Annotated in this window: 14 protein-coding genes; 6 read left to right on the forward strand and 8 right to left on the reverse strand. The window is 53.0% G+C overall.

Annotated elements, in window-relative coordinates; translation table 11 throughout:
• The first annotated feature begins 71 nt into the window (after window positions 1–71).
• The 3 genes from dsbB (at window position 72) to KGP26_RS15775 (ending at window position 2,749) form a co-directional block, all read left to right on the forward strand.
• Window positions 72–602, forward strand: a complete 531-nt coding sequence (gene dsbB, locus KGP26_RS15765; RefSeq protein ID WP_021181182.1) for a disulfide bond formation protein DsbB — start codon at window positions 72–74, stop codon at window positions 600–602.
• A 669-nt stretch (window positions 603–1,271) separates the two neighbouring features.
• A complete protein-coding gene (locus tag KGP26_RS15770; protein WP_021806635.1) occupies window positions 1,272–2,171 on the forward strand; it encodes a Kdo hydroxylase family protein in 900 nt (299 codons plus the stop codon).
• A 140-nt stretch (window positions 2,172–2,311) separates the two neighbouring features.
• Window positions 2,312–2,749, forward strand: coding sequence for a universal stress protein (locus tag KGP26_RS15775; protein ID WP_094981347.1), 438 nt, complete (start codon window positions 2,312–2,314; stop codon window positions 2,747–2,749).
• A gap of 232 nt (window positions 2,750–2,981) precedes the next feature.
• On the opposite strand, the gene KGP26_RS15780 is transcribed toward KGP26_RS15775, so the two are convergent.
• The 4 genes from KGP26_RS15780 to KGP26_RS15795 form a co-directional block, all read right to left on the reverse strand.
• Window positions 2,982–3,428 carry a YcgN family cysteine cluster protein gene (locus KGP26_RS15780; RefSeq protein ID WP_021181179.1) on the reverse strand — a complete coding sequence of 149 codons (447 nt, stop codon included), beginning with the start codon at window positions 3,426–3,428 and terminating at the stop codon, window positions 2,982–2,984.
• 212 nt (window positions 3,429–3,640) lie between these two features.
• Window positions 3,641–4,297 carry a fumarylacetoacetate hydrolase family protein gene (locus KGP26_RS15785; protein WP_021181178.1) on the reverse strand — a complete coding sequence of 219 codons (657 nt, stop codon included), beginning with the start codon at window positions 4,295–4,297 and terminating at the stop codon, window positions 3,641–3,643.
• Between the two features lie 89 nt (window positions 4,298–4,386).
• Window positions 4,387–5,421, reverse strand: a complete 1,035-nt coding sequence (locus KGP26_RS15790; RefSeq protein ID WP_371824919.1) for a lytic transglycosylase domain-containing protein — start codon at window positions 5,419–5,421, stop codon at window positions 4,387–4,389.
• Between the two features lie 87 nt (window positions 5,422–5,508).
• Entirely contained in the window at window positions 5,509–5,781 is a 273-nt protein-coding gene (locus KGP26_RS15795) for a YcgL domain-containing protein (protein ID WP_021806638.1), read from the reverse strand.
• Window positions 5,782–5,916: 135 nt separating this feature from the next.
• On the opposite strand from KGP26_RS15795, the gene minC reads away from it, so the two are divergent.
• From minC to minE, 3 genes are read left to right on the forward strand one after another with little or no spacing between them, the layout of a single operon-like run.
• Complete coding sequence (gene minC, locus KGP26_RS15800) at window positions 5,917–6,609, forward strand: septum site-determining protein MinC (RefSeq protein ID WP_021806639.1); 693 nt, start codon at window positions 5,917–5,919, stop codon at window positions 6,607–6,609.
• Window positions 6,610–6,634: 25 nt separating this feature from the next.
• A complete protein-coding gene (gene minD, locus KGP26_RS15805) occupies window positions 6,635–7,447 on the forward strand; it encodes a septum site-determining protein MinD (RefSeq protein ID WP_021806640.1) in 813 nt (270 codons plus the stop codon).
• A gap of 3 nt (window positions 7,448–7,450) precedes the next feature.
• A complete protein-coding gene (minE, locus tag KGP26_RS15810; protein ID WP_021181173.1) occupies window positions 7,451–7,720 on the forward strand; it encodes a cell division topological specificity factor MinE in 270 nt (89 codons plus the stop codon).
• A gap of 234 nt (window positions 7,721–7,954) precedes the next feature.
• On the opposite strand, the gene rnd is transcribed toward minE, so the two are convergent.
• The 4 genes from rnd to tsaB form a co-directional block, all read right to left on the reverse strand.
• Complete coding sequence (gene rnd, locus KGP26_RS15815; RefSeq protein ID WP_039996064.1) at window positions 7,955–9,076, reverse strand: ribonuclease D; 1,122 nt, start codon at window positions 9,074–9,076, stop codon at window positions 7,955–7,957.
• Window positions 9,077–9,165: 89 nt separating this feature from the next.
• On the reverse strand, window positions 9,166–10,854 hold the full coding sequence (fadD, locus tag KGP26_RS15820) for a long-chain-fatty-acid--CoA ligase FadD (RefSeq protein ID WP_021806642.1): 1,689 nt from the start codon (window positions 10,852–10,854) through the stop codon (window positions 9,166–9,168).
• Window positions 10,855–11,084: 230 nt separating this feature from the next.
• Window positions 11,085–11,675, reverse strand: a complete 591-nt coding sequence (locus tag KGP26_RS15825; RefSeq protein WP_046808505.1) for a Slp family lipoprotein — start codon at window positions 11,673–11,675, stop codon at window positions 11,085–11,087.
• A gap of 105 nt (window positions 11,676–11,780) precedes the next feature.
• The gene (gene tsaB, locus KGP26_RS15830; protein ID WP_037376119.1) at window positions 11,781–12,482 is read right to left on the reverse strand and encodes a tRNA (adenosine(37)-N6)-threonylcarbamoyltransferase complex dimerization subunit type 1 TsaB; all 702 of its coding nucleotides are present in this window, start codon (window positions 12,480–12,482) and stop codon (window positions 11,781–11,783) included.
• Between the last annotated feature and the right edge of the window lie 47 nt (window positions 12,483–12,529).

Consider the following 12,529-nt stretch of genomic DNA (forward strand, 5'->3'; position numbering starts at 1 on the left):
GATAGCTGGCAGCGGGGATGAATTGGTTTACACTGCCGGTTCAATTGCTTACTGCATGGAAGAATATAGATATGTTGCAATTCTTTAACCGCTGCTCGCAGGGGCGCGGTGCTTGGCTGTTGTTGGCTCTGACTGCATTGGTACTGGAGTTGGCCGCCCTCTATTTTCAGCACGTGATGCTGTTACAGCCTTGCGTAATGTGTATCTACGAACGCGTCGCGCTATTCGGGATTTTGGGAGCGTCGCTGCTTGGTGCATTGGCACCGAAGTCGCCGCTACGCTATGTGGCGATCCTGTTGTGGATATACAGCGCCTGGGAAGGCCTGCAGTTAGCCTGGAAACACACTATGATCCAACTGCATCCATCGCCGTTTAATACCTGTGATTTCTTTGTCAGCTTCCCTTCCTGGCTGCCACTAGACAAATGGGCGCCAGCGGTGTTCCACGCGTCCGGTGACTGCTCGGTGCGTCAGTGGCAGTTCCTGTCGTTGGAAATGCCACAATGGTTGGTGGGGATTTTTGCTGCCTATTTGCTGATCGGGATTGTGGTTCTGCTCAGCCAATTTGTCCGCCAACGTAAACGCGATCTGTTTGGCCGCTAACGCTAGAACATCGCAAAAACGGCGCCTAAGGGCGCCGTTTTTTGTTGCTAATGACACCCTATCACCAGGCTTACCGAGTAGGGCCGCTGCATGCTGCGGCCGTTTGGATAATCAATGGCATCGTGTGTGGTGGGTAAGCAACATCAAGTATGGGTAAAGTAATACACGAGCACGATCAGTACTCCGGCCACGGCAAACAGGCGTACCATCTTCATCATCACATTCTCATCATAGGCGGAGGTGCCGACAAGCTACCTAAGATTTTGTTTAAAAAGAAGCGTACACCAGGCGATTACGTCGTAATTTACATAACATTAAGTTTTGTTGCGATTCCCCGCTGATATACCGTCCAACCTTTAGTAATTCATCCCTTTCAAGCACAGATATATTGGCTACACTTAATCACTGATTGGCCGTTTTTCATTCACCGTATTAATACTTTAGGGCGGGTACTAATAAAATGATGACATATATAAGCCACTCCCCTCATCCACCCTGATTTATTTCCTCTCTCGTTTAACTTTTGTTTAACCTGACCGCCCGGTTAGCACACGATTTCGGCTATGCTCTACATGATAAAACGCCTACGTCTACCAGGGCAGCAGGCGCTCAAACACTGAACAGTCGCAGCCAAAAAGATAGACAGAGTATTTTGAGCAAGGGATCACTATGTTAGAAAATAAAATCAATCCGCAATCGGCCATCACGACGCTGCCCTATTTAGACTGGAATGCCACCTATTCTGCTACTTTGGATGCCGTAGCCGAGTTGGAAAGCGGCAAGGTACTCTATTTCCCTCATCTGGCCTTTAATCTGACCGACGCGGAAAAAACCTTACTCACTCCAGAGTTGGTCGATCCCAAACGCAAGAATATTAGCTATCAGCCTGAACAGCAAAAGCTGACAGGGGTTGCCCTTGAGGCCAAACGCGAAGCGGTACATAAATTAATGGCTCGGCACTATCAAGCCTGCCAGCATTTGATCAATTCCGTCCTGCCCGAATATCGGCACGCAGTGCAAATGCCCACCAATAGCCTGCGTCTGCACCCGATCTCTGCATGGACAGCCTCGACTTCATGGCGCAAGGACGACCGCCGCCTGCATGTCGATGCGTTCCCTTCGCGCCCCAATTATGGCAATCGTATTTTACGCATCTTCACCAATATCAACCCTCATGGTGAAAGCCGCCAGTGGCGCGTCGGGGAGCCGTTCCCTGAGCTGGCGCAACGTTTTCTGCCACGCCTGAAGCGTTATTCGCCCTTTGCCAGTTGGTTGCAGGATAAAGTGGGTATTACCAAAACGCGCCGTAGTCACTACGATCATCTGATGCTGCAAATGCATGATGCGATGAAGGCAGATAAAGACTATCAGGAAAGCGGCCCCCAGCAGGCGGTTGAATTCCCCCCAGGAAGCAGCTGGATCTGTTTTTCCGATCAAACTCCCCATGCCGCCATGGCCGGGCAGTATATGCTGGAACAGACCTTTATTTTACCGGTGAGCGCCATGAAAACCCCGCAGCATGCGCCGCTGAACGTCTTGCAAGCGTTGTTACACAAGCCATTGATATAGAAAGCCTGTCTTTTCAGCCGATCCGCGGGTTATTCGCTGGATCGGCCATAACTTCGATCTGTGTCACCCCATTTGGGCAGCAAATTTGGTATATTAATCACGCAGTAGTATGCACATCACCTACTCATTATGGAGGTTGTATGTACAAGACTATATTAGCGCCCATTGATTTGGCTGAAATCGAGTTAACACAGAAAGTCATTCCCACGATTAATTCACTGGCAAACATCGATTACCCGCATATCCATTTTTTCGCCGTCCTCTCCCCTATGCTCTCTTATTATGAATATGGGCTATCGCACCCCGAGCGGTTGCTGCCCAGCGATGATGAGCGGATACAGATTGCACTGGCGGAGTTAAAGAAAGCCGTTACTGCTTTTGATATTCCGGAAGGCCGAGTGCACTGTTCGGTAGAGATCGGCGCGCCACGGGATCGGATTTTGAATTTTGCCGATGAGATCAACGCCGATTTGATCGTTGTCGGTTCGCGAAGGCCTAGTATCACTACCTTCTTGCTTGGCACAACGGCGTCATCGGTCGTCAGATATGCCAAAACCTCGGTCCTGGTGGTGCGATAAGGCCGCAGACTACGTTCTAAAAAGCGCTAGTAATACGTAGCTGTACGTAATAGTGCTACAGGAGGGAGCCATGCAGAACGCCGACACGCCGTGAATCCATCCCTGGAGGCTCGTATCGCGCGTCCATGCGCTCAACGGTCGGCTAACCTGCATGGCTCCCTCCTGACTTAGCTTACGGTGTTGCGGTGACAAGCGTAATTATTTGGCCACAGTTTCTGGTTATAGCAGCCACTTACCTGGCCCAGCTAGGTTTGTTGAGGATATGGTCCTGCCAATCCACGACTTCGCTTTCACGCACCGCGATATGACGTACGGTAATACGCTCACCGTGCATTGCCGCTTTTGATCCGCTGACCAACGGGTGCCAGTCGAACAAGGGTTTACCTTCGCCGATCAGGCGATAGGCGCAGGTTGGCGGTAGCCAGTCGAACGTGGTGAGGTTTTCGCGCGTCAGCTTGATGCAGTCTTCTTCCAGCTCAAAGCGGCGCTCGTAGTTGCGGCACTGGCAGGATTTGATATTGAGCTGATCGCAGGCCACGTTGGTGAAGTAAATCTCATCGGTATCTTCATCGATCAGCTTGTTCAGACAGCATTGCCCACATCCGTCGCACAGCGATTCCCACTCTGCCTCAGACATTTCGTCCAGCGTCTTCTGTTGCCAAAAAGGGAGTTGTGACATATCGACTTCCGAAAATAGGTAAATGAACAAACCACCTGCAAGCAGGTTCAAGGGGGCACACTATATAGACACTCAGCGCAAAAGGAAACGTTTCCCCGGCTGCCCCTGCCTGCCGCAATGACATCCAACGTGGATAATAACAGTGTAAGTGACCAAAGAGGTTTCTGCCTGCAACACCCGGAAGGCCCGGCAGGCAGAAAAATAAAGCGGGATTAAATCACTCGGGTGCTGAGGGTCTTACCGTTAAGCGAGATTTTCAGCATATCGCCAGAAACCATTGGCCCGACCCCTTGAGGAGTCCCGGTCAGAATGATGTCGCCCGCACGCAGCGTGAAGAAACGGCTCATATAGGCGATCAGCGGCAAAATGGGATTGATCATATCGCGGGTATTGCCCTGCTGACGCAGTTCGTCATTGATCGACAAAGACAACTCGGCATTTTGCGGATCGCCAAATTCAGCCACCGGAATAAAACCGGAGATCGGGCAGGAGCCATCAAATGCCTTGGCTTTTTCCCAAGGTTGACCCGCCTTCTTGAACCCGGCCTGCAGATCGCGCAAGGTCAAGTCCAGCGCCACGCCATAGCCCGCAATGGCACGGGCCACGCGATCTTCATTAGCCTGCTTCAACGGGGTACCAATCAACACCGCCAACTCGACTTCATGATGAATCGACCCCAGCCCCTTGGGGATTGCTACCGGTTGACGAATATCACACAATGCCGTTTCAGGTTTGATAAACAACACCGGCTCAGGCGGAGTTGCACTCCCCATCTCCTTGATATGATCGCTGTAGTTGCTGCCCACGCAAACCACTTTGCTTACCGGGAAATCAAGCAACGCTCCTTGCCAGTCTCTATGTTGATACATACCGCCTCTCCAACCACAGTGTAGGGGCCAGATAACCTCAGCCCATGATACATACGGGGTGCCATTCCAGGCACCGGGTAGTTACCGACCTATTGACCGATACCGTCGGCCATCATTCCCACGCTGATCGCGAAATAATACGAACGATTCCAATGCATGAGAGTACGGAAGTTATCATAAACCAAGAATGCGCGTCCTTGCATATCATCTGGAGCGATCACCCAACTACGCAGGCCAGAGACTGGCAAGGGTGAACCCTCTGCTAACACCACCCCTTTGGCCGCCCACTTCTCTTCGCTATGCCCCTGGGAGTCTTTCAACCCTAGTTGTTCAGCGTTGAATTGCGCGGGCAGTTTGACTTCACGACCCCAACCAACCCCAGGTTGCCAGCCTTCGGTAGCCAGGTAGTTGGCGGTAGAGGCAAACACATCGTCGAGATTATTCCAGATATCGATTTTACCGTCGCCATCCCCATCTGCGGCATAGGTCAAAAACGAGGTTGGCATAAACTGGCTCTGCCCCATCGCTCCCGCCCAGGATCCCTTCAGGTTGCCCGCATCAACGTGGCCCTGGTCAATAATCTTTAAGGCCGCCATCAGCTGTTTGGTAAAGAACGCTTCGCGCCGGCCTTCAAACGCCAGCGTCGCCAGGGCAGAAACAACGTCTTCCTTACCCTGTATCTTGCCAAAGGCGCTTTCCATACCCCATAGCGCGACAATATATTGCTCCGGGACGCCATAGCGCGCAGTCACTCGCGCCAACCGTGGCTGATATTGCTGGAGCATCTCGCGGCCCCGCTGGATTTTCCAAGCAGGCAGCACCCGGCTGAGGTAATCATCCAGCGTGATTTTCTTTTCCAACTGATTGCGATCGGCATTAATCACCCTATCGACAAAATGCGCGTTGGCAAAGGCAGCCTCAACGGTAGCCGCAGGGATACCCTGCTTGATGGCCCGCCGCTTCAGTTGTTCCACATAGGCCGGGAACTCCGCGGGATCACGCCCGGTTTCGGCCAGCGTACTCCCGGCAGGCGGTGCAACAGGTGCAGACGCAGGAGCCGCCCCCACCTGTTTAACGCAGCCAGCCAAAAGGAGCAGCGTTAGCATCATCGACATCTTCTTCATGATTTTCCCTACCCGTGACGACCTGCCGCCAGATGCAGATGGTGCTTAAAAGCTGGCGTTAACACAGGGTTGAAAATCGACGCCCGGTTATTTGTTGGCGTCAGACAAATGAAGGTTTAATAGGTTTTCCACCGGCGGTGGGAACTGCAGATAAAACCCTTCCTGCTTTAGGGCTTCTTTCACCTTCTCGATATCCGCTGAAGCCAATTTCTTACGCCCGTCAAGCGACAGCATCATGGCATACTGCGGCGTGCCAAAACTTTTCATCAGATCTTCCGGCACCCGAGAGAAATCGTCTTTTTTTTCGACATAAAGATAAGTCTGATCGCGCTTGGCGCTTCTATAGATGACACAAAACATTTTTAAAACTCTATTTAATTGAGGCAGCGTCTTGCCTGGATATAACTCTGACTATAACATGCTTATAGTACTTCGGAATATCGCACCCCGAGTGGTATTCCGGGGATTTAAGTTGCTGAGACTGAGTCAGGATAGATGTCACAATCGCCAATTGAGCTAAAAGGCAGCAGTTTTACCCTATCGGTGGTTCATTTACATAATTGCGAACCCGAGGTAATACGCCAGGCACTGCAAGAAAAGGTGGAACAAGCGCCCGCTTTTCTCAAAAATGCCCCTGTTGTTATTAATGTTGCTACGCTTAACGGCGACGCAGACTGGAAAGAAATTCAACGGGCGGTCACTGCGGCTGGGCTGCGCGTGGTCGGCATCAGCGGTTGCAAAGATGAGCGGCAGAAGCGGTCCATCGCCCGCGCCGGTTTGCCACTGCTCAATGAAGGCAAAGGCCAGAAGGCGGCCCCGCAGGCTCCGGTGATTGCGCCGGTCCCTGATAATGCCCCAGCCAAAACGCGCATCATCAGTACTCCAGTCCGTTCAGGCCAACAGATTTACGCCCGTAACAGCGATTTGATCGTCACCAGCAGCGTCAGCGCCGGTGCAGAACTGATTGCCGACGGCAATATTCATATTTACGGTAGCATGCGTGGCCGCGCACTGGCTGGCGCCTCTGGCGATACCCAGTGTCAGATTTTTTGCACGCACCTGGGTGCTGAGCTAGTCTCTATCGCAGGGCAGTATTGGTTGAGCGATCAGATCCCGTCCGAGTACCTCGGGCAGGCAGCAAGGCTCAGCCTGTTGGATAATGCTTTAACCATACAACCTTTAAATTAAGCCCTTTTGACAAGGAATCCATTTCATGGCACGCATTATTGTTGTTACATCGGGTAAAGGGGGCGTTGGCAAGACCACATCAAGTGCGGCCATTGCGACCGGCTTGGCCCAGAAAGGCAAGAAAACCGTGGTGATCGACTTTGATATCGGTCTGCGTAATCTTGACCTCATCATGGGATGTGAACGCCGGGTCGTTTACGATTTCGTGAACGTTATCCAAGGTGACGCCACGCTGAACCAGGCGTTAATCAAAGACAAGCGCACCGACAACCTCTACATTCTGCCCGCTTCGCAAACCCGTGACAAAGACGCCCTGACCCGTGAAGGCGTGGAAAAAATACTCAGCGATCTCGACGAGATGGCCTTCGAATTTGTGGTTTGCGACTCACCTGCAGGGATCGAATCCGGTGCCTTGATGGCGCTGTACTTTGCCGATGAAGCCATCATCACCACCAACCCGGAAGTGTCTTCAGTACGTGACTCCGACCGTATCCTGGGCATTCTGGCTTCCAAATCGCGCCGTGCCGAGAGAGGGGAATCCCCGATCAAGGAACATCTGCTGCTAACCCGTTACAACCCAGGCCGCGTCAGCCGTGGCGACATGTTGAGCATGGAAGACGTGCTGGAAATCCTGCGTATCCCGCTGCTTGGCGTGATCCCGGAAGATCAGTCGGTATTACGTGCCTCTAACCAGGGTGAACCTGTTATTCTTGATAGTGAGTCCGATGCCGGTAAGGCCTATGACGATACCGTTCACCGCCTGTTAGGGGAAGAACGCCCGTTCCGCTTCATCGAAGAAGAGAAAAAGGGCTTCCTGAAACGCCTTTTTGGGGGATAAACCATGGCTCTGTTAGACTTCTTTCTGTCCCGCAAAAAATCGACAGCCAGTGTAGCCAAGGAACGGCTACAGATTATCGTCGCAGAACGTCGTCGTGGGGACAGCGAACCCCACTATCTGCCTGATTTAAAGCGCGATATTCTAGCGGTAATTTGTAAATACATTCAGATCGACCCCGAAATGCTGCACGTGCAATTCGAGCAGAAAGGGGACGATATTTCGGTACTTGAACTTAACGTGACGCTACCGGAATCGGAAGAAACACCTAAATGATTGCGATGCAATGAGTGCCCCCTGTATATTTTTATACAGGGGGCAACTGTATATTCGTCCAGTTATAAACGCGCGTGCAAAAATAAAAACTCCGCACTATTGAGACGACTCTCAGTTCTTTTTGACACCACTTTCTTTATGGTGAAGGCTGGCGATTAATATTTTCTTCGCCTTATTTTTAGCGAGATAAAACGGAACAGTTTGATTTAAACTGCCCCGCCCGATCTTTAACGATTAATAATCCTGTAGGATCGCCTGCAACGGCGCGGCCAATAGCTCACCACGCCAACCACTGATTAACTCAGGCTGTGACTCGCTCTCTTTCAATTTCCAGTGCCAATTCAGCAACTGGTTAATCTGCCGCCGCGAAGCCAGCAGTTCGACGCTAAGGCCACTCTGCTCACTTACCAACGTAATGGCAGCCTTAATCTCCTTGAACACTTTCTTATAGCCAGGATGATCGACCAGGTTACTCAACGGTGCCGGCAAGGCTGATTCTTCGAGAGCGTTAGCCTCCGCCACCAGCGCCACCAGGGTTTTACCATGATAGCGGATCTCCGGACCACTCAGCCCCAGCGCCTCCAGTTCACCCAGCGAACCCGGCATATAGCGCGCCACGGCCCATAGGTTCTCTTCACGCACGACAAAGTTCACCGCCAGATCGCGTTCACGCGCCTGACGTAAACGCCACTCGGCCAGTTTTTGCAGGCAAGCCAACTGACGCGGACGTAACTGCCAGGCATTGGTGATTTCGCGATAGGCCAATTCCGGCGCCAGCGCTTCACTGCGCCGTTGGCAGAGCAAACGGCACTCGTTATCGGCTGCAGCGGTCCAACCCGCCTCCTCGGTCTCCTGCACCAGTTGCTTGGCCATCGGCAACAGGTAGAACACATCAGCTGCGGCATAAACGCATTGGCGCTCGGTCAATGGCCGCGCCAACCAGTCGGTACGCGATTCACTCTTATCGAGATCGACCTTCATGTACTCCGTCACCAGCTTGGCAAAGCCACAGGACAGCGTATGGCCGCTGAAGGCCGCCAGGATTTGGGTATCGACCATCGGTGTCGGCAGCGTCTTGAAGGCGTTCAGAAACACCTCAAGATCTTCGCTACCAGCGTGCAGGAATTTCACGACGGCGGTATCGGCCAGCAGGTCGATAAAGGGTTGCCACTGCTTGATGGGGAGAGGATCGATCAGGGAAAGTTGTTCACCATCATATAACTGGATCAGGCCTAACTGCGGATAATAGGTACGCGTGCGGACGAACTCGGTATCCAGCGCCACCTGGGCGTAGTTTCTTGCCTGCTCGCAGACCTGCTGCAATCCGGCGTCGGTAGTGATCAACTGATAATTCAAAACATCATTCTCTTGGTCATTTTTAGGATTCAAACACAACAACGCCGGCTTATTCACCGGCGCTGTTGAAAAGGGGAGCAACGATTGGCCTAGGCGGCATCGTCAGCCTTGGGCTTTTTCTGTTCGTCACGCAGTTCCCGTCGTAAGATTTTGCCGACGTTCGACTTCGGCAACTCGTCACGGAACTCAACAATTTTTGGCACTTTATACCCTGTCAGGTGCCGACGGCAATGGGTTAGCAACTCTTCTTTGGTGAGTGTCTGATCTTTCTTCACCACACAAATCTTCACCGCTTCACCGGAAGCATCGCTGGGTACCCCAATGGCCGCACATTCCAGCACTTTAGGGTGCTGGCTAACGATCTCTTCGATCTCGTTCGGGTAGACGTTAAAACCAGAAACCAGGATCATATCTTTCTTACGGTCAACGATGCGGATAAAGCCCTCATCATCCACGGTAACCACATCCCCAGTCGCCAGCCAGCCATCGCGCAACACTTCGTCCGTCGCGTCAGGGCGTTGCCAATAGCCTAACATAACTTGCGGCCCTTTAACCCAAAGTTCACCGGGTTGACCGACCGGCACATCTTTGCCTTCATCATCCACCAGACGGATATCGGTAGATGGCACCGGCAGGCCAATGCTGCCGCTATAGTGTTTCAAATCATGCGGGTTGCCAGAGACTAGCGGAGAGCACTCCGTCAGCCCATAGCCTTCCAGCAAATGATGGCCGGTCAGCTTTTCCCACTTTTCCGCCACCGATTTCTGCACCGACATCCCTCCGCCAACGGAAAGCCGCAGCGTGGAGAAGTCCAGCTTCTGGAAATCTTCATTGTTCAATAACGCATTAAACAGGGTATTTACCCCGGTCATGGCGCTGAACGGGTATTTTGCCAGCTCCTTCACCAGCCCCGGAATATCACGTGGGTTGGTGATCAGCAGGCTACGGCCGCCCAACTCGATAAACAGTAGGCAGTTCACCGTCAACGCAAAGATGTGATACAGCGGCAAGGCGGTAACCACCAACTCCTGCCCTTCACGCAGTAACGGCACATAAGCCGCTTTGGCCTGTACCAGATTGGCCTGCATGTTGCGGTGGGTCAGCATCGCCCCTTTCGCCACGCCGGTAGTACCGCCGGTATACTGCAGGAAGGCCAGATCGGTATTGATAATATCTGGCTTCACGTATTGCAGGCGGCGGCCACGCTGCAACGCGCTGCGAAACGAGATGGCATCCGGCAGGTCGTATTTGGGCACCAGCCGCTTGATGTACTTCACCACAAAGTTGACCAACGTGCCTTTGGCTGCAGAAAGCTGGTCGCCCATGCGGGTCAGAATGACGTGTTTAACCTGGGTTTTGAACACCACCTTTTCCAAGGTGTGGGCGAAATTGGAAACGATGACAATCGCGCTGGCACCGCTGTCGTTCAGTTGATGTTCCAACTCACGAGGGGTATACAGCGGGTTGACGTTAACCACCACCATCCCCGCCCGCAAAATACCGAACAGAGCGATCGGGTATTGCAACAGGTTGGGCATCATCAGCGCCACACGGTCGCCCTTCTTCAGCCCCAACTCGTTTTGCAGGTAGGCGGCAAATGCTCGGCTGCGCTCTTCCAGCTTGCGGAAGGTCATCACCTCACCCATGTTGATAAAGGCGGGTTGATCCGCGTAACGGGCAACCGCATTCTCAAACATTTCGATCAGGGATGAGTATTGATCGGCATCGATTTCTGCCGGAACATCCGCCGGGTAACGTTTTAACCAGACCTTTTCCAAGCTATTACTCCTGAAATCATTACTAATTATCATCGTAGCCCCCAAAATTGCAGCCAAACTTTAACAATATTTTAACTCAGCGTACCAGTTTGGGTTTTAAACAATATTCAGGTTGCGATGTGCGTCACTAATTGCCGACGCAACCGCACAACAAAAAAAGTTAAGGCGGCCATTAAGCCGCCCTAAAGTATAAAAACTATCCTACTTGCCGAAGCCTCAGATCTGCGTCCTTACTCCGTAACGAAAGTTTGCACCTGCGCCGGACCTGGATTATACCAGCCATAACCCCCGCCCCAACCTGGGCCCCATGGGCCATTATGCCAGCCCCACGGCCCCATTGGCTGTGGCGGCATCACAATCTGCTGAGCGATGCGCCAACGCTTGAAACCGGTCGCATCCATGGTGACAAAGCGGTAAGGCGTCATGCCAATCTTACCATCCCGCAGGCCGGTAATCGGCCCAACCACGGTAACAAGTTGTCCTCTGAAGTCGACCGGATCGAGGAAGCCGTTAACCGAAGCCAGCAAACGGCCTTGCGAAGGCTCCCCCAATATCGGGCGAGCGCCAGAATCCAGCGGCACCGCCGCAATCTCCAGAATGGTACGCCCACGTTCATTAGCCACCGCAACTACGGTACCGCCGAAGCGAGCCTCCGCGCCGGTAAACTGTTTCGGTGCGTTTTGCACCACCGACAGTCGATCGACCGGCGTAGGGCTGGTGCCTTGGATGGCATCCGGAATGGTCACACAGCCAGAGAGCGCCAACACGCTGCTTGCGATTGCCAGCGTTAACAGCTTTTTACTCACAGTACGGGTTAAGATCATCGCAATCTCCTGAATTAGCTGTAACTTCGACAACGTTCATCAGTGCAAGTTGCAAGCGGAGCTGTTTCCTATCGGCGGCAACTTTAGATTAACTATAGGAAACTATTCGCGTCCCGGTAGCTTCTTCCAGGTGACTTCGTTACGCAAATAGGTCGGTTCAGCATTCTCCACGCTAACCGCCAGGCCTTGTTGCCAAGCCTGTAGAGCCAGAGGCAGCATATCTTCGGCCTGCGGCAACAGCATTTGCCCGTCGGTAACGTGCAGCGAGGAACCTGCAACCAAATCTGGATAGGTTTGCCAACCGGTCCCCACATGGGCCCAATCGCCTTGCAAATGTTGCGCTCGCTCCAGAGCCTGCTGTGGAGACAGCACCGCTTCCCCTGCGCTTTCCAGCCACTGGCCATCAGGCTGGCGTTCAAACTGGCCCCAATAGACTTCGCCCATACGGGCATCGATCGCCGCCAACACTCGTTGCGCGCCAGTCATGCGCCAGGCACCTTGCGCCATGGTTTGCAACGTGGAAATCCCGAGCATCGGCAGTTCGGCGCCGAGCGCCAACCCTTGGGCAATACCAATGCCGATACGCACGCCGGTAAAGCTCCCAGGGCCACGACCAAAGGCCAAGGCATCGAGTTGTGAAAGGGATAATCCGGTTTCGGCCAGCACCTGCTGCACCAGCGGCAAAATGCGCTGGGTATGCTCGCGTGGGCACAGTTCAAACAGGGCGTGAACTTCGCCTTGATTCCAGATAGCGACAGAACATGCTTCCGTCGCCGTATCGATCGCTAAAATTCGCGTGGACATGCCAAACCTCAGGCGGGAAATATCAGTGGTTTCATACAGGGCGCGCA

The organism is Serratia sp. JSRIV002 (assembly GCF_019968725.1).
Lineage (GTDB): Bacteria > Pseudomonadota > Gammaproteobacteria > Enterobacterales > Enterobacteriaceae > Chania > Chania fonticola_B.

Excerpts from the sequence above, each read along its gene's own strand:
- KGP26_RS15795 (WP_021806638.1), bottom strand. The coding sequence starts at position 5,781 with ATGTTTTGTGTCATCTATAGAAGCGCCAAGCGCGATCAGACTTATCTT.
- KGP26_RS15790 (WP_371824919.1), bottom strand. The coding sequence starts at position 5,421 with ATGAAGAAGATGTCGATGATGCTAACGCTGCTCCTTTTGGCTGGCTGC.
- tsaB (WP_037376119.1), bottom strand. The coding sequence starts at position 12,482 with ATGTCCACGCGAATTTTAGCGATCGATACGGCGACGGAAGCATGTTCT.
- KGP26_RS15775 (WP_094981347.1), top strand. The coding sequence starts at position 2,312 with ATGTACAAGACTATATTAGCGCCCATTGATTTGGCTGAAATCGAGTTA.
- KGP26_RS15770 (WP_021806635.1), top strand. The coding sequence starts at position 1,272 with ATGTTAGAAAATAAAATCAATCCGCAATCGGCCATCACGACGCTGCCC.
- dsbB (WP_021181182.1), top strand. The coding sequence starts at position 72 with ATGTTGCAATTCTTTAACCGCTGCTCGCAGGGGCGCGGTGCTTGGCTG.
- minE (WP_021181173.1), top strand. The coding sequence starts at position 7,451 with ATGGCTCTGTTAGACTTCTTTCTGTCCCGCAAAAAATCGACAGCCAGT.
- KGP26_RS15785 (WP_021181178.1), bottom strand. The coding sequence starts at position 4,297 with ATGTATCAACATAGAGACTGGCAAGGAGCGTTGCTTGATTTCCCGGTA.
- minD (WP_021806640.1), top strand. The coding sequence starts at position 6,635 with ATGGCACGCATTATTGTTGTTACATCGGGTAAAGGGGGCGTTGGCAAG.
- KGP26_RS15780 (WP_021181179.1), bottom strand. The coding sequence starts at position 3,428 with ATGTCACAACTCCCTTTTTGGCAACAGAAGACGCTGGACGAAATGTCT.
- minC (WP_021806639.1), top strand. The coding sequence starts at position 5,917 with ATGTCACAATCGCCAATTGAGCTAAAAGGCAGCAGTTTTACCCTATCG.